Raw genomic sequence first — 16,728 nt, forward strand, 5'->3', positions numbered from 1 at the left:
CTTCTATGCTTCCTCAATCAAATGCCGGAGCCAACGCCCGGTATTTCCCCAGCGGAGAGGCTCCGTTCCATGTGAGATACCCACCGGTGTTGCCGGTGTCCCGCAGAGCCTTGATCTGGGCCCCTACCTCCTCCGGCCCGTAGGTGTTGTAGGGCTCCCGGATGGCGTTGTAGGCCTGCACCCACGTGCGTACCGCAGCCGGAGACGCCGTCTCCAGCTGTCGCTGGGCAGCCTTCTGGCCGAAGGCATACATGGTCTCGTAGGGGTGCTCCCACGGTAGCCAGTCCCCGGAGGCCCCGTAGTGATCCGGATAGGGCATGGCGCTGATGGCGTCCACCACATTGCTGATGGCGGGCCAGTACTGGCCGTAGGCGGTGACGTAGGCCTCGGCGCACTCCCCGAACACATCGGCGGAGACATACACCCCGGCGTCGTGGAGCCGGTCGCAGGCGTACATCAGGAATCGCTGCACCGCTTGGGCCTTGCTCTCGCCGTTTTCGTTGCGGTAGTCAATGGTCCCCTCCTCGAAGGCCCATGTGCCATCTGGGAAGCGCATATAGTCGAACTGGATCTCGTCAAAGCCCATGAGTCGGGCCGCCTCCAGCCCCAGCTCCACCTTGTACTGCCACACGAACCGGCTGTACACACTGGGCCAGTACATCCCGCCGATCTGCAAAGGCTCGCCCGCCTGATCGGCGATGACGCACTCCGGGTGATCCTCCGCCAGATGGGGGTCGTTGAAGGCCGTGATGCGTCCGATGACGTAGTACCCGGCATTCTTCAGGGTCTTGATGCCCGTCTGATATACCTCCAGCGTGTTGTAGGCACTCTCGTAGGCGGAGGGGGAGTACTGCTTCATCACCTCCGAGGGATAGGCGATGGCTCCGCCGTCCATGATGTCCACCACAAAGGCGTTGATACCGCAGGAGTCCGCCACCTCCACATATTCCGCCGCTTGGGCGATGGATTCGTTGTTGAGATACAGGGCCTTCACCTCGCCGGGCATGGGATGGCCCTCGAAGCTGGCCTTTTCACGGGGGAAGTAGTCCAGCCCCGCAGCGTCACCGCCGCCCCAACTGTCCCCTCGTTCGGCGTGGAGCTGATAGACCTCCTGATCGTACTGCGCCTTGGCGCTGGGCTCGTCCATGGTGACGTACTCCGCCCGAATGTAGCCGCCCTCCACCTGCCAGCGCCCCACGGCGCCGCTGGCGTCCATATCCTGCCAGCCGGTGACGGTCAGGGCCTCTCCCTTCTGCACCAGCCGCCCCGGCACGGCCCCCGCTTCATCCAGCAGATTCACCGCCGTGCGGACATAGATGATTTTCGTGGCCACCACGTCCTTGGGGTCCGTCACCAGATGCTCACGGGCCAGATAGCCGAAGTTGTCCTCCCCCAGCACCAGCCGCACCAGACCGGGATGATCCTTGTCCTCGTCCTCCACCACATAGGTGACCTTCGTCCCCCGCACCGGCTGGGACAGGACGGCTCCCTCACCGTCGGTGATGTCCGCCGTCAGCCCCCCGGCGGCCACATAGCCCTCCGCCAGCGTCAGGGGCTTTTCCGCCCACCGGCAGAAATACAGCGCCGCCCCGGCTGCACACAACAGCACGACGCACAGGATGATCCACAGGGCGGTGTGGGGACGCTTCTGAACAGTTTCCTTGGTAGCTTGCATGGACGTACCTCCCGGATTCATTGTCTCCATTATACGGGAAGCGGCGGCGGAAAGCTACCGGAAAATGCTTACTTTCGACAAATTTCATATTTCCGTAAAAAATCGCCGCCGGAGCGTGGACAGCCGGGCGGCGTGCGTGGTATACTGTACGGAGAATTTGTATGTAAAGGGAGTGGCACGGATGAAAAAAACATACCTTGGCTTGATGGGACTGTTCCTGCTGCCGCAGACGGCACTGGCCGTCGATGCCGCCGCCCCGGCAAGCACCAGTGTAAGCTCGCCGCTTGCCGCCCTGTGGCGGGTGCTGCTGACTCCCATCACCGTGCCCCATCTGCCGTGGCAGCTGCCGCTGCTGGCCCCCGTTGCGCTGGTGCTGGTGCTGGTGCTGCTGATCTTCTGCCTGTTGGCTCGCCGTGGCGGCTATCGCCGTGGCTTCCGGGAGGGGGAGCGTGTGGTGATGCGCCAGATGGCCCGTGAGGAGCAGGAGACCGCCGTGCCGCCCATGCCCCACCGTCCGGCCCCGCAGCAGCCCGCCGCCCCGAAGCCTGCTCCGCAGCCGGAGAAGGCTCCCACGCCCCCGCCTGCGGAGGAGAAAAAGCCCGCCCCTCCGGCAGCGGAAAAGCCGGCATCTCCCGTCCGGGAAACACCGGCCCCCGCCGCCCCGGTCTCTCAGGAGGAGAAGCCGGACGAGCTGGACATCGATCTGCTGTTGGAGGAGATCAAGCGGATGTAGCTCACTTCTTCAGGAAGCCGAACAATCCTTTTTTCTCATAGGGCCGGGTGCTGACGCCCTGCACCTCATAGCCGGTCTTGCCGATGGCGGTCCGCAGGGCCTCCTCGTCCAGCGGCGCCTCGCTGAGGATCACCGCCTGCCCTTTGGTGTGGGAGGCGGTGACTTTTTTCACCGGCAGAGCACCCCGGATGGCATCGCTGACATGGGCCTCGCACATCCCGCACATCATGCCGTCTACCTTCACCGTTGTCTCGATCATATGGATTCCACTCCTTTTGGTTAATGTTATCTAACTGCATCTCAGAAACCAAGCCGCCCGCAGGCGACCTCTGGAACGACTGCATTGTAATCCCCACCGCCGGTTTTGTCAAGAGACGCTCTTGCAAATCCGGCAAGACCCACTTATAATATACTATAGGTCATACCGATCCCCAAGGAGGAAGCTTCCCATGCAGCTCTCTGCAACGAAAAAACTGGTATTCTGCGCCATCTGCGTGGCATTGTGCGTGGTGCTGCCCATGGCCTTTCATGCGCTGGGCTCCGGCACCGTGTTCCTGCCCATGCACATCCCCGTGCTGCTGTGCGGACTGGTCTGCACGTGGCCCTACGGCGTGGTCTGCGGCCTGCTTGGCCCGCTGCTGTCGTCGGTGCTGACCGGTATGCCTGCGGCGGCGGTGCTGCCCTCCATGATGGCGGAGCTGGCGGTCTACGGTCTGGTAACGGCGCTGGTGATGCGTCTGGTGCATACGGGGCGGCTCTACGGCGACCTCTATATCGCCCTGTGCTGCGCCATCCCCTGCGGCCGCATCGTGGCGGGCGTGGTGAAGGCATTGACCTTCCCCGCCGGCAGCTGGTCCATGGCGGCGTGGGTTTCCGCCAATATTCTGATCTCGTGGCCCGGCACCCTCATCCAGCTGGCTCTGCTGCCCACACTGGTGGTGGCCCTGACCAAGGCCCGGCTGGTGCCGCCCCGCTATTAAAATTTTTATAGCTTGCACAAAATGAGGGTGGCATTTTGCCGCCGGATATGGTAAACTATTCCTGTTAACCTGACGGCTTTGGGCCGCAGGTGTGAGGAGGAATGGAAATGAACCGTCAATACCCCAGACTGGTATTGCGTGACTCGTCCTTCCGCAGCAACGCCCGGGAGACTATCTCCCGCTGCGCCGCCTGCGGAATCCAGGTCTGCGGCGTCATCAAGGGCGTCAACGGCCTGCCGGAGGTGGCCCGCCGCTTCCGGGAATGCGGCGTCACGCAGTTGGGAACCAGTCGTCTGGAGCAGGTGGAGCGCTGCCGCCAGGCAGGCATCCCCGGCCCCTATCTGCTGATCCGTATCCCCGGCCCCACGGAGCTGCCGGAGCTGGTACGGCTGTGTGAAATGTCGCTGCAAAGCGAGCGCACGACTCTGGACCTGCTGGAGCAGGAGTGTACCCGGCAGGAGAAGTCCCACGCCGTCATCATCATGGCGGATCTGGGCGACCTGCGGGAGGGCTACTGGGACCACGAGGAAATGGTGCAGACCTGCCTGTATGTGGAGCGCCGGCTGCCCCATGTCCACCTGTCCGGCGTAGGCGTGAACCTCAGCTGCTACGGCTCCGTGCGGGCCACGCCGGAGAAGATGCAGATGCTGCTGGCCATCGCCCGCCGGGTGGAGGACGCCATCGGCCGCCCGCTGGAGATAGTCTCCGGCGGCGCCACCAGCTCCTATCCCATGATCCATACCGGCACCATGCCCGCCGGCATCAACCACCTACGGATCGGAGAAAATATTCTGACGGCGCAGGATATTGCCGATTCCTGGGGCATCCACGATGCAGACTACCTCCGGAACGACGTGTTCCGTCTGGAGGCAGAGGTGGTGGAGGTGAAGGAGAAGCCCACCTATCCCCAAGGGGAACTGGGGGCCGACGCCTTCGGCCGAAAGCCTGTCTATGAGGATCGTGGCCTCCGACTCCGTGCCATTCTGGCGTTGGGCCGGGCCGACGTAGGCGACATGGAGACGCTCCGGCCCACCATGCCCGGCGTCACCGTCATCGGCGGCTCCTCGGATCACTGTATTCTGGACGTGACCGACGCCCCCCAGCCGGTGCAGGTGGGGGATGTCCTGTCCTTCCGGCTGTGTTACAGCCACGTACTCTATGCCACCCAGCGGGACGATGTTCCCGTGGTGATCTGTCCGTGACCTCCGGGCCAAGCCCGCTGGCGATAAAATTCATCTAAGGAGGAACTCCCCTTTGAACAATGATAACTTTATGGTATTCGTCTATAATGCCATCATCGCCCTGTTTGCGTTCTTCGTGGCGGCCCCCATGCTGCTCAACGCCATCAGTCTTTTCACTGTGCAGAAGCGCTTCGCCAAGGTCATGGTGGACGAGGGCGTGGTGAAGGAGGAAACGGTGCGCCGCCTGCATCCGAAAAAGCAGGTGGCCGGCGTCCTGATCTCCCTGCTGGTGCTGGCCGGTCTGGGCTGGACCTGCACACGGGTGGATATGGGCTATATCTGCGGCTGTATCGCTCTGGTGGCGGGCGTGCTGAAGTACCGGAATATCATCCAGTTCAACAGCCTTACCGTCCAGCGCTTCCGCAATACCTACAAGGATGAAATGGATCTCAATAAGTACAATAAGTACGTGGATTCCCATTTCTAAGAGCGAGCGTATCACCTGTAAGCAGGGTGTATTTTTACAAACGAGCCTTAACGGCGCAAGCTGTGCGACGGATTTTAACCGCAAACAGATACTGTGAAGAAGAAGGCCCCCGGCATTGCCGAGGGCCTTCTTCTTGTATTGGCAACCAAAGACAACCCCCGGCTCTGCCGGGGGGAAAAATAGCCTATGGCGAGGGGCAAAGAAGACAAGAAAAAGTCTCCGAGTTAGAGTAAAGAAAGAGCACATCCATATGCTGATAAGCATCCTGCCGAAGTACAGCGTATCCCAGATTATGGGATACCTGAAAGGAAAGAGCAGCCTGATGATATTTGATCGGCATGCCAACCTGAAGTATCAGTACGGGAATAGACACTTTTGGGCAAGAGGGTATTTTGTGGATACGGTAGGCCGAAACAAGAAAGCGATAAAGGCGTACATACAGAACCAGTTGGAGGAGGACAAAATGTCTGACCAGATTAGCATAAAGGAATTTATAGACCCGTTTACGGGTAGTAAGAATCCCAAGGCATAGATAAAAACCCCTTAAGGGTTTCGTCCGCAATAGGCCCTTATAGGGCCCCAATTAACGGGCACGACAGTGGCCGGGAATCGGTTGGCACGACGGTGGGCGGCCGCCCCTTGTGAAATTCTATCGGTAAATGGTGTGTAGGGCGGGGTGCCCTCACCCCGCTGCCCGGCACCCCCACTCCCGGCAGGGCACACGGGCCCTGCCCTACAAAATGTTGCGTTATCGCACTGGACGGACAGAGCCGTCCGCCCCTACAATATCCATCTCCCCATTCCATCTTGCAATCCCGCCTAAAATGCGGCGTAATAGTCCATGGAAAGGATGTACGCATTATGCTGCTTAAAAAATATACTGTCGGGTGTTTCAGGCCTGCTTCGGTCTGGAGGCCCGGGTACTGCCCTGACGCAGGCCGGAATGCATCACCGGAGCCGGGAGCCTGCAAAGGCTGCCGGAGCTGCTGGCGGACGCCGGGTGCAAAGAGCCCATGATCGTGGCAAGCCGCCGCCAATGCGCCGCACCGGAATTTATTACCATGGCGGAGAGGCTCCCGGCCCGGAGCAGCTTCCACGGCGTCACGGCGGAGACCGGCCTGGACGCCCTGACCCATGCGGTGGAGGCCTACATCGGCCGCTTTTATAACACCCGGGAGACCCGAAGCCTTGCCCGGCAGGCAGTAGAGGCCATTTACCGCATGAACCGGTCGCTGGGCATTCCGGAGTGCTTTCCCTGTATTCAGTCGGAGGACCTGCCTCAAATGGCCGCCTGGGCGGAGGCCAACCCCGTATACCCGGTGCCGGTGATTTTCGGCAAGGAGGACTTTATCCGCATAGTCCGCCGGGTGATGCCGTGAACCTTGGCAATTAAAAACGAAAAAAGGGAGGCGGCTTACGAGACGGTTCTGTTTCATAAGCTGCCTCCCTTTTTAATTCCGGGCGTGAAGAGCATCCTTTAATTTTTGCGGTTTCGGTGCGCTTTATTCGGCGGCGGTTGGCACCGTATAAATATTGATGTGATTTCCCGCAGGATCAGCCATGCGGAACATATGCCAGCCGTAGGGGCGGAAGAAAGGCTCCTGGGTGACGGCACCGGCTGCCTGCGCCCGGGGATAGATATCCTCCAGAGTCGGCACCTGCAGCTGGAAATGTACGGCGCCGGAGGTGGGGAACGGATTTTCCTGGGTCAGCAGCACCAGCTTTGTGCCGGCGAGATCGTACTTAACGCCCCGGTCCTCCGGCCCCTCGTCCCAGCCATAGAACGGTTGTGTCGCAAATACCTGCTCGTAAAAGGTGCCCATCACGGATTTGGGGCAAATCGAGATCGGGTATATCTGTAACCCCTCTCGAGTACTGTCAGAATTGGCGCTGGAATATATTGAGTGGCTGAAGATAATTACCGTGTAACAGGCGTTATTCGCCCTATAGGCAAGCCGTATTTACCGCAAGGGCAAGAGCATACGGCCACTTTGCTTCAAGCCCTCACCCATAGAGCAAAAATAGGCAAAGAAGAAGTCCTGTTTTCGAGAGAAAACAGGACTTCTTGGAGCTGCTGGGCGGATTCGAACCGCCGACCTCATCCTTACCAAGTGATAAAATGCCCTCCAGCCGTTGCGGCATAAGGCTTTGTGGGCATTTTTACCGCAAAAAGGATGCGGTCGGAAACTCTTTGTTCCATGTGTTCCACCCGTTCGTTTCCCCGTGTGGGTCAAGGTGTGGGTCAAGCGGAAACCTCTGCGTCAAAAAAACGCGGACAGGTTTCGCCGTCATAGTTTGCTTTGCTGTTTCTCGCTCATAATGTCTTGCCAGTTCAGGTGTTTTCGCATCCAAGGCCACAAGTTCTCCGGCCCATGTTTTCAGGCCATAGATGTCAAATTTACTGTTTGAGATATACTCGCTGGTCCGATCCGTCTGCTACCGGGGTCCTTTTATCGTTGTGGCAGCATCCTGTGGTTCTATTGGTTTAATCGCTACAGGCACCTGCTGATTGGTAGCATCATAAACGAACGGTCGAAACTGCACGATCCTTACCTCTTAAGTAGTATACCATAGTTTTTGCAAAATCTGAAGCAGAAAATTGAAATCAGTGTCGTCAATTTTTATTCCAATATCGCACCGCTGCAAACAAAAAATAAAACCCCCGGAGTCTCTTGTCATGCAAGAGGCCCCGGGGGTGCTGTTTTATTTTGCCGCTTAGGTTTTTCTTTTTGGCTTACGCCTCCCGCTTTTTGCGCTTGAGCACAAAGGCTGCTGCGACCGCCGCCACAGGCAGGGCGATGGCCCACACCAGCACGCCGGTGTCGCCGGTGGCCGGAGTGCCGCCGTTGTTGGTGCCGTTGCCGCTATTGTCGCCGCCGGAGGTGCCGCCGGTCTGAATGGTCACATCGCTCATGTCATAGAGCCGGGTCTGGCCGTTTACGAAGCGGTAGTAGGCCGCCAGGGCGTAGTAGCCCTGCTCGGTGGCCATGTCGTTCCGCTCGCCGCCAGCGGTGTGCCGGAAGCCGCCGCCGGTGACATAGAACCCGGCCAGAGCATCCAGAACGGTGTGGCCGTTCTTCACGAAGCGGCTATCTGCGGTGGGATCGATGCCCAGGGCGGTGAGAGCCACGATGACCTGGGCGCAGGACTCGCTGTTCACGGTGCCCCAGCTGCCAAAGCCGCCGTCAGTGCGCTGCAGGGCGGAAAGGGCCTCCAGAGCCTTATCCACAGCAGCCTTCACGGTTTCGTTGGTCTTGTAGTAAGGTGCCAGGGCCTGGATGGCCATAGCGGTCATATCGGTGTCGGCGTTCTCGCCGCTGAGGCTCCAGCCGCCGTCGGGAAGCTGGGCATCCAGGATGACCTGAATCAGCTTCTCCCGGGTCACATCGCCCATAGTGGGGTAGTTGTGGCTATCCAGGGCAATGAGGGTGAAAATGGGGCCGTTAATGTCCTGGGTCTGCACATAATCCATGTTATCCAGACCCTTCAGCAGATTGTGGCCGCCCACATTGGTGACATCCTTGCCGATGGCCGTCAGGGCCAGGATCACCCGGGCGTTGTCGGTGACTTTGGCCGGGTGCAAACGCTCATTGGCGTCAGCCTTGGCCTTCACATACTCCACCACATTGTCATAGTACCCGGCGGGTACGGTGCGGCCGCTGCGGGCCAGGCCGATGACCATCCACTCGCCGCCGGTGGAGTTCACCGTGGGGGTGCCCAAGGTGGCCATGAAGTCGCCGGTGGTCTTATAGATGGTATCCAGGTTTGCCATGAGGTCCGCGTGCTTGAGCTGGTTGAGCCTAATGATAGCGGCGGTGAGAGCGTCCACCTTGTCAGCGTCCACCAGGGCCTTGTCCTCGTCGGAGAGGGCATCGTAGGCGGACTTGGCGGCGGTGATGGCGGCCTCACTATCCAGAGTGACATTGGCGCCGATGGCGTCAATAAGGTCCTCCACGGTCTCGATGTCGCCCTTCAAAACGGTGATGGTCAGGTCGCTGATCTCCATCTGATAGAACTTCGCGTAGACATCCAGCCACCCATAGCCGCCGCTTCTGTGGGTAACATCCAGATAGCCGCCATGAATTCTGTAGGTGCCCGCCGGGGTGGTCTTGGGCACGGTGAAAGTGATGCTCTTGAGGGCCACCTCGGGGCCGACGGGGGTAGTGCCCTCGCCCTCCCAGGAGTCGCCGCCCTTGGACCACTTGGAGAAAATGTACTCCGCACCGGGAATATTGGTGGAGTAGTTCAGCAGGCAGTACTGCAGCTTATAGTCCTGGGCCAGCTGCTCGATGGGCAGCGTAGGGATGGAGATGGTAAGCTTGTCCCCAGCCTTGACCTGCCCGCCGTTCTCGGCCACGGTCTCATACTTGGGCTCCAGCTTGAAGTTGGGGTTCTCCTCCACCTGCAGCGTAATATCCGCCAGCATGCCGAAGCCATAGCGGGTGGAAGCGGCGATACCGCCGGTGTTGCCCTGATCGCCCTCGCTGCCGGGATTGGAACCGTAGCCCCGGTTATCGGAGCTGCCCTTGGTGAGGGTGATCGTGCCGGATTCCGTCAGATAGGCCGCAACGCGGGGCTGATAAGATACCTGTTTTTTCACACCATTTTCATCAGTACGGTAAATATCGTGCTGGTTGTCTGTATTTACTACGCTCTGCAGAGGCATATCCGTATAGAACACCGTCGTGGTGGCAGGGTTATAAATACGGAGGATCTTATGGATATTGGTAGGCCGCCCGATGATCCAGATACCCGCCGTATCGCCGGTGCGCAGATCCTCACCGGGGCGAGAAATGTTCTCCTGCACATAGCGGGTGACCTTGCCCTTGAGGGAGTAGACCTGCGTGACGGTCTGTCCCTGATAGTCAGCGGTGACCTCGATGCCGTTGTAGCCGTCCTTGATGAGGATGGTCACATTGCCCTTGGCGTCGGGGGTGTAGTCGGTCTTGACGGGGGTGCCGTCTTTGTTGTACTGGAGGTAGTTATAGACGCTGACCTTGGCGTTGGTGCCGTTGACCTTGAAGGTAAAGGGTGCGCCCTGGGTGCCGTAGTCATAGGTCCAGTTGTCGTATTTGCTGGTGTTGTTCAGAGAAGTGAAGTTTGTCAGGTTCTTGTTCAGATCCTGAATAGCCGTCTCCTCGGGGCTATTGACATGGACGGGGATCTCCGGAATCTGGCCGTAGAAATTGCCCGCCTTATCCGTAAAGGTGACGGTGAAGGTGGTGGTGCCTGCCTTTTTAGGCACCAGGTAGTACTTCATGGCCGGGAAAGTACTGCCGCCGCCCAGACCGCCATCCTGATAGACATCCTCCACTTCCTTAATCTCGAAGATGCTGTCATCCTTGATGTCAAATTTCAGAATGCCGGGCAGGGTATAGGGCAGACCTTTTTCTACCGCATATCCAGCAGGATACAGCGTCGTAGGCCGGTTCGTCCAAATCTCCCGGAATACGGCAGGATAATAGGTGTCCTCGTGGCCCAGGTCCAGATTATAGTGGTTGGCCCCCATCATAAAGTCGTCGTAATATTCCGTGGGCTTGCCGATGGAGCTGCCGTCCAGAATGGACTGCTCGTTGACGGTGCGGTACGCACCCTCGTAGGCCGTCTTGACTGCGGCGTTTTCCGTAGAGTTAACGGCCGCAAATTCCGCCCGCTGGGCGTCGGACAGCTCCAGATACTCCACCTGTGCATCCTGCACGGCGTCGTAATACTGGGCATAGTTTTCTGCGGTGACCTTCCCGGCGAACGTATTCACCAGGTCGATCCATGCCTGAACGCCGTCCTCGTGGCGCTTTTTCAGCTCCTCCACCCGGGCCACGGAATCCTGCAGCTTTTTCAACGTCTCCGCGGACAGCTGCTTCTGTTCCTCGTCGGTAAAACCGGCATAGGCGCGCTGATAGCTCATGACGATCTTGTAGTGATCGGCATACGTCAGATTATCGGTGCTCGGCAGAGCGCTGATAAACTCGGTCAGCTCCGCCGGAGTAGTCTTGACCACAATCACCGTAATAGTGGTGTGGATCTCGATCTTGGGATTCTTTTTGTCGACACCGACGAAGTCAATGACCGTCGTGTCCTTCTTCAGCGGTACCGGCTTTTTGGAAAATGCCATCATGGCCGGCTTACCGAAGTTAGCCTGCTTGACATGAACCTCGCCATCCACAAGAATCTGTGTTTTTAAGCTGTTCAGGTCACCGGCCTGCATGGCATCGGTGAATTTATTGATGCCGAAGCTGGCCACCTGCGGGGACACATAGACGATATAATTCCAGCAATTTTGGGAATAACCGGTTTCGCCCGTGCGGTTGCCGTCCTCATCCGCCTGAAACAGCGTACCCTCCGGATAGCCGTAGAACACATTATCTGTATTATAGGCAGGCTTGCCAAAGAAGTTAAATGTACCCCAGACATAATTGCCCGGCTTGGTGAGGGTCAGCTTGTAATTCTCCGTGCGGCCCTGGGCGGTGACGGCGATGTAGAAAGTGGCCGAGCCGCTGCCGGTGAACTGATTCGCCGGGGTGGAAGCCACGCCGTTTTCAAAGTCCGCCAGGACCTTGCCGTCGCTGCTCTTGAGCTGGGCGGTGGCCCCTGCGGGCAGGTCGGAGAGCGTCACGGTGAAGCCGCCGTCGTTATACTGCTTGAGATGGGTATAGTTTGCCAGCTTGCCGGTGAAGGCGGCGGTTTCCTTGTCAAAGGTCAGGGCCACTTTGGTGCCGGCGGAGCCGTCCTGATGGATGGAGGTGAGGGATACATTGTCGCCGGAGAGGAGGGAGCCCGCCGCCTGGAGGGCGATGGTGTAGGTCTCCGGGGCGGCATCGCCGTCATTGCCCACCTTCAGGGTGATGACGGTGCCCGCCTGAACGGGAATGGCATCCTTGCGGCCATACTCCGTGCCGCCCACATAGATGCGGACGCGGTTCTGCTTGTTGCTGGCGGTGGGGGTGACGGTGAGGGCGGTGACGCCCTCGGGCAGAATCATGGTATAGTCATGCACGTCGGAGGAAAAGGCGGGGTTCAGTTCGCCTGCGCTGAGGGCGATGGCCTTCAGGGTTTTGTTGCTATCCCCAAAAGCACCGCCGATGTCCGCGCCCAGATTGCAGGTGTGCTGCACGGCGATCTCGTCCCCGGCCTTCAGCTTGCCGTTGGCCACGGTGTAGGCGGCGAAGCCCTCACTGGTGAACCAGTCGTTGAGGGTGCCCATCCAGCCGGAGCCCTCGGCGGCGGCCTTCTCCTCGATGCCGTTGATTTCGCTGATGTAGCCGGTGTCCGCGCCGGTCTGGGAATAGCCCCCGGCCGTCAGTGCGTCCACGATGCAGCTCATCATGGAGGAGTCATCCTGAAGTGTGACCCACTCGTCCACCAGCATCCCCTCCCAGGGTGCGCCGTCGGCCTCGGCCCAGGTGGTGTTTTCCACCGTCACATGGACCTGACCTGTGTGGTCGTCCGCCGCCAGCACGCTCACGGGAAGCAGTGACAGCGCCATGATAAGCGCCAGCAGCAGAGAAATGATTCTTTTTTTCATTTCTTCTTCCTTTCGTTCTTTTTATTTATGTAAATGCCGAAGCAATCACACACTTTTTGCCATTGCGAGGGCGCACCGCGCCCGTGGCGATCCGTAATACCCTATATCTCACGCCCCCTGCTTCCCTCCCCCCGGGCCGCACTCTTTGCAGCACGGCCCGGGGAGAGGGAACTTGAAAGGAACGACAAATAGCGCAAAAATTTTTCTTGAAAGCGGGGCGGGAAAGGTCTGCCGTCCTCCCCCGCCCCGGCGGCTTGAAATGGCTATCATGCTTTCCGTGGAAAGCATGATAGCCATGGTGCCTGGCAGCAAAAAATCACCCGGCCGCCAAAAAGCAGCCGGGTGAAGCAAATTCTATACGACAGCTTCGGCTCCGGAGATGGCGGTGCCCGGGAGCAACGCCTTGCGTATCTGACTTAGCCGAATAAATCGGCATCACAGTGACCGTCTCGCGGGGCCTCTCACCCCATTCCGCCACCGGGATAAACCCGGCTCACGCTGTCCCGTTGTTTGGTTTTCTTTATTATATTACGCAATGCACAATATTTCAACAGGAAAAAACATCATTCCTCCCCATACCACCTCGGCCTGGCCGCCTGCGTGAAACCGTTGCTGCAAGAGAGCGTCACCCCGCCCGCACCGGATGCGCAATGCACCACCAGCAGGCGGCCCAGCCAGTCGCGCCCTGCGGCGATGCCGACGTGTGCATTTACCTGCTGTGCCACGCCGACCGTCGAACGAATCGGTGCCATCCCAGCGAAGCGACTATGGCAAAAGCAAAGGAGCTGATGGAGAGCGGTCGCACCAACCGCAAAAGCGGGCACGGCAATCCGGGTCTCAGCAGCGCCACCGTCCGCAGCCTGCACCTGATGCTCCACAACGCATTGAACCGTGCCGTAAAAGAGCGCTTGATCCTCCGCAATCCTACCGAGGATCGCATCGCACCGAAGGTGCAGAAATTCGAGATGCAGATCCTCCAACCGGAACACATCAAAACTTACCTTGACGCCGCAGAGAAACGGGGACTGCTGCCCATGTTCTATCTGGAACTGGTCAGCGGGCTGCGCAAGGGCGAGTTGACCGCCTTCCTGTGGAGCGACCTCGACATTACAAACAGAACCATCTCCGTCAGCAAGCAGTATGTCAAAAATCCTAACGGAGAGCTGACCCTCTCCCGCCCCAAGACAGAGACATCGGTCAGAAAGATCAGTATTTCACAGGAGGCTGTTGACCTGCTGGTTGCCGAGCATAAGAGACACCCCAATAACCCGTACATGTTCCCCTCACCCATCACAAGAGAGATGTATCACCCCGATTCTACCGTAAAGCTGCACAAGAAAATTCTGAAAGATGCCGGGCTGCCGCACATACGCTCCCACGATCTCAGGCATACCTTTGCCACACTGGCCCTGCAAAACGGTGTGGATGTAAAAACCGTCAGCAGTATGCTGGGCCACTATGATGCGGGTTTTACCCTGCGCACCTACACCCACGCCACTCGCCAAAAACAGGATGAAGCCGCCCAGACCATGGGCAGCTTCATGGCGCAGGTGATGTAAGCCAATCTAAAAGAGATGAGCGGACGGATATTCCGTCCGCTCATCTTTCGACCTTTCCGAGCATTTCCACGTGTGGGTCAGGGTGTGGGTCAGGCAGTTGACCCACACCCTGACCCACAGATTAAATTGGTCAAAAAGTAAAGAAGAAGTCCTGTTTTCTCTCGAAAACAGGACTTCTTGGAGCTGCTGGGCGGATTCGAACCGCCGACCTCATCCTTACCAAGGATGCGCTCTACCGACTGAGCTACAGCAGCATATGGCGACCAAGATGGGGCTCGAACCCACGACCTCCAGCGTGACAGGCTGGCGTTCTAACCAACTGAACTACTTGGCCTGATCTCGCTCGTAGGAATCAAGCTTGTTTATTATAGCAAGCGCAGGCGGGTTTGTCAACACTCTTTTCTAAAAAAATTGCCGGGAACGGGAGAAAAACAGGAGGGCTGTTCCCATGGGGAGTGGATCGGCGGCCAGAACATAAAAGTATACATTTTGCATGGAAAATCACATAATTATCATGAAAATAAACAGTTATCGCCATAGAAAATTGCAATAAAGCAGATAAAATTTCTTGACAGGGGGAGGGCGATATGATACTCTATGGGCGTAGGCCGCTCTAAAGGCGGAAAACCAGAGACAGAATGATAAAAGGAGGACGCATCATGAAGAAACGAGCACTTACCCTTTTACTAGCATTGGCCATGTGCCTGTCCCTGTGCACACCGGTGATGGCGGAGGAGGTGACGCCAGAAAGAACGATTGTTTACACGACTACAGCGGAGGAAAGAGATGCCATTTTTGAAGCGGAAGTGGAAAAAGCTCTCGCAGCTCTTTCCAATGGTTCTGCAAGAGAAGTTAGGTATCAATATAAGAGTGAGAATCTGACTGATAAGTATAAAATAAAAACAGTTGGCGGTTTTGCGGGTAACCAAGTCCAAAATGGATACCGCTTTCCTACAGGAGGAGGTTTCTATTTCAGTGATGTAGGTGGCCCAACTGTTCAGGGAAGTGTAAATCTTGGATTGCCTAAGCCTTTTGATACTGTGTCGTTTACGGTGACGCTGGGAACGAGGAGTACTGTTTCTGGGTTGGTGGTTAATGTCCCCAATACAACAGATTATTTTAAGCTGTATGTCGAGAAAGAAGTTGAAGCGAGACCCTATAAGGTTTATAAGAGACTTCCTGGAAATGGAAATGCGTGGGAGTTTGATCGATATGGGGTTGTTTATGTAACTGTTGGAGTGGTTGCCTATGCAAAGAAAGTCTAAGTATCTTTGGGCTGCATTGGCAGCCTCTCTGTGCCTGATCGTGGCTCTGCTGGTGATGCTGGGCATGAGCCTGCGGCATCAGCCGCTGACGGGCACCTACCTCTGCGAGGGGCTGAGCCCCGGAGCCGGCACCTATCTGGTGTTTGATGGGAAGGGGGACTACACCCTGTACCGGCAGTCCGGTGTGCTGTCCGCCGGGACGTATGCAGAGGACGCCAACGGCGTCTATGTGCTGAAGGGGGAGGGACTGACGGTCCCGTATGTGACCTACGACGGGAAGGACAGCGTGCATTTCTTCTCCGTGCCGGACACCTACACCTACCAGCGCATCAGCGATATCCCCACATATATCAACGTGGAAAAGCCGTAAAATGAATGACCGGGGGCCTTCCGTAAGGAGGGCCTCCGGTTTTTGCGGGATGAAGAAAGAGTGCCTGAGGTCTTGCTGCCTCAGGCACTCTTTGAAGCTTGCGGTGCGGGTCAGCACTCCAGCCGGTCAGCAGCGGCGGAGAGCCAGGAGCCTTGGAAGTCCTCGATGCGCCCGGCGTCCACCAGAGCCGCCAGCGCCGGGTCGATGGGCATCTGAGCCAGCAGGGGCAGGCCATAGCGGTCGGCGGCCTCCTGCGTTTTGCCCTCACCGAAGAGGTAGATCTTCCTGCCGCAGTCGGGACAGGCCAGATAGCTCATATTCTCCACCAGACCGACGATGGGGATGTTCATCATCTGAGCCATCTTCACGGCCTTTTCCACCACCATACCCACCAAATCCTGCGGGCTGGTGACGATGATGACGCCGTCCACCGGCAGGGTCTGGAACACGTTCAGAGCCACGTCGCCGGTTCCGGGGGGCATATCCACGAACATATAGTCCACGTCCTGCCACAGCACGTCGCCCCAAAACTGCTGCACCACGCCGCCGATGACGGGGCCACGCCAGATGACGGGGTCAGTCTCGTGCTCCAGCAGCAGGTTTACGCTCATCAGCTGGATGCCGGTCTCCGTCTGCACCGGGAGGATGGCATCCTCGGAGCCAACGGCCCGGCCGTGGATGCCGAAGCACTTGGGGATGGAGGGGCCGGTAACGTCGGCGTCCAGAATGGCGGTGCGGTGGCCCCGGCGCTGCATGGTGACGGCCAACTGGCTGGTGACCATGGATTTGCCGACGCCGCCCTTGCCGGAGACGACGCCGTAGACCTTACGGACATGGCAGCCCTCATGAAGGGGCTTGATCTGGAAGGGGCTTCCGCCCTGACGGTCAGCGCAGCTCTCGCCGCAGCTGCTGCAATCGTGGGTGCATTCACTCATGGGAATATCTCCTTTATTATA

General features: G+C 58.3%; 14 protein-coding genes and 2 tRNA genes. 9 read left to right on the forward strand and 7 right to left on the reverse strand.

From position 1 onward, the window contains the following. Window positions 1-13: 13 nt before the first annotated feature. A complete protein-coding gene (locus tag KJS28_RS12180) occupies window positions 14-1,675 on the reverse strand; it encodes a putative glycoside hydrolase (RefSeq protein WP_213541199.1) in 1,662 nt (553 codons plus the stop codon). 181 nt (window positions 1,676-1,856) lie between these two features. On the opposite strand from KJS28_RS12180, the gene KJS28_RS12185 reads away from it, so the two are divergent. Then, entirely contained in the window at window positions 1,857-2,408 is a 552-nt protein-coding gene (locus KJS28_RS12185) for a hypothetical protein (protein ID WP_213541200.1), read from the forward strand. Window position 2,409: 1 nt separating this feature from the next. Here KJS28_RS12185 and KJS28_RS12190 read toward each other — a convergent pair whose 3' ends face one another. Beyond that, on the reverse strand, window positions 2,410-2,667 hold the full coding sequence (locus KJS28_RS12190) for a heavy-metal-associated domain-containing protein (RefSeq protein WP_213541201.1): 258 nt from the start codon (window positions 2,665-2,667) through the stop codon (window positions 2,410-2,412). 190 nt (window positions 2,668-2,857) lie between these two features. On the opposite strand from KJS28_RS12190, the gene KJS28_RS12195 reads away from it, so the two are divergent. From KJS28_RS12195 to KJS28_RS12215, 5 genes are all read left to right on the forward strand, one after another. Continuing rightward, the gene (locus KJS28_RS12195; RefSeq protein WP_213541202.1) at window positions 2,858-3,388 is read left to right on the forward strand and encodes an ECF transporter S component; all 531 of its coding nucleotides are present in this window, start codon (window positions 2,858-2,860) and stop codon (window positions 3,386-3,388) included. Between the two features lie 107 nt (window positions 3,389-3,495). Further along, a complete protein-coding gene (locus KJS28_RS12200) occupies window positions 3,496-4,590 on the forward strand; it encodes an alanine racemase (RefSeq protein ID WP_213541203.1) in 1,095 nt (364 codons plus the stop codon). 52 nt (window positions 4,591-4,642) lie between these two features. Beyond that, window positions 4,643-5,056 (forward strand): hypothetical protein, encoded by a 414-nt coding sequence (locus KJS28_RS12205; protein ID WP_021858498.1) that lies wholly within the window; start codon window positions 4,643-4,645, stop codon window positions 5,054-5,056. 133 nt (window positions 5,057-5,189) lie between these two features. Next, a complete protein-coding gene (gene tnpA, locus KJS28_RS12210) occupies window positions 5,190-5,588 on the forward strand; it encodes an IS200/IS605 family transposase (protein ID WP_267873562.1) in 399 nt (132 codons plus the stop codon). A 481-nt stretch (window positions 5,589-6,069) separates the two neighbouring features. Continuing rightward, window positions 6,070-6,435 (forward strand): dehydroquinate synthase/iron-containing alcohol dehydrogenase family protein, encoded by a 366-nt coding sequence (locus KJS28_RS12215; protein ID WP_213541204.1) that lies wholly within the window; start codon window positions 6,070-6,072, stop codon window positions 6,433-6,435. Between the two features lie 123 nt (window positions 6,436-6,558). Here KJS28_RS12215 and KJS28_RS12220 read toward each other — a convergent pair whose 3' ends face one another. Continuing rightward, complete coding sequence (locus KJS28_RS12220; protein ID WP_213541205.1) at window positions 6,559-6,879, reverse strand: VOC family protein; 321 nt, start codon at window positions 6,877-6,879, stop codon at window positions 6,559-6,561. 911 nt (window positions 6,880-7,790) lie between these two features. Beyond that, on the reverse strand, window positions 7,791-12,578 hold the full coding sequence (locus KJS28_RS12225) for a cadherin-like beta sandwich domain-containing protein (RefSeq protein WP_213541206.1): 4,788 nt from the start codon (window positions 12,576-12,578) through the stop codon (window positions 7,791-7,793). A gap of 650 nt (window positions 12,579-13,228) precedes the next feature. Between KJS28_RS12225 and KJS28_RS12230 the strand changes: the two genes are divergently transcribed. Then, complete coding sequence (locus tag KJS28_RS12230) at window positions 13,229-14,137, forward strand: site-specific integrase (protein ID WP_228298399.1); 909 nt, start codon at window positions 13,229-13,231, stop codon at window positions 14,135-14,137. Window positions 14,138-14,315: 178 nt separating this feature from the next. Here KJS28_RS12230 and KJS28_RS12235 read toward each other — a convergent pair. Then, window positions 14,316-14,391 (reverse strand) — tRNA-Thr (locus tag KJS28_RS12235). A 3-nt stretch (window positions 14,392-14,394) separates the two neighbouring features. Continuing rightward, a tRNA-Asp gene (locus tag KJS28_RS12240) sits at window positions 14,395-14,471 on the reverse strand. Window positions 14,472-14,796: 325 nt separating this feature from the next. On the opposite strand from KJS28_RS12240, the gene KJS28_RS12245 reads away from it, so the two are divergent. Together KJS28_RS12245 and KJS28_RS12250 are read left to right on the forward strand one after the other, a co-directional pair. Further along, window positions 14,797-15,402, forward strand: a complete 606-nt coding sequence (locus KJS28_RS12245) for a hypothetical protein (RefSeq protein WP_213541207.1) — start codon at window positions 14,797-14,799, stop codon at window positions 15,400-15,402. Next, window positions 15,386-15,772 carry a hypothetical protein gene (locus KJS28_RS12250; RefSeq protein ID WP_213541208.1) on the forward strand — a complete coding sequence of 129 codons (387 nt, stop codon included), beginning with the start codon at window positions 15,386-15,388 and terminating at the stop codon, window positions 15,770-15,772. The genes KJS28_RS12245 and KJS28_RS12250 overlap by 17 nt, the downstream gene beginning before the upstream one ends. Window positions 15,773-15,882: 110 nt before the next feature. On the opposite strand, the gene KJS28_RS12255 is transcribed toward KJS28_RS12250, so the two are convergent. Then, complete coding sequence (locus KJS28_RS12255) at window positions 15,883-16,707, reverse strand: Mrp/NBP35 family ATP-binding protein (RefSeq protein WP_021858210.1); 825 nt, start codon at window positions 16,705-16,707, stop codon at window positions 15,883-15,885. Between the last annotated feature and the right edge of the window lie 21 nt (window positions 16,708-16,728).

It is taken from the genome of Vescimonas coprocola (assembly GCF_018408575.1).
GTDB lineage: Bacteria > Bacillota > Clostridia > Oscillospirales > Oscillospiraceae > Vescimonas > Vescimonas coprocola.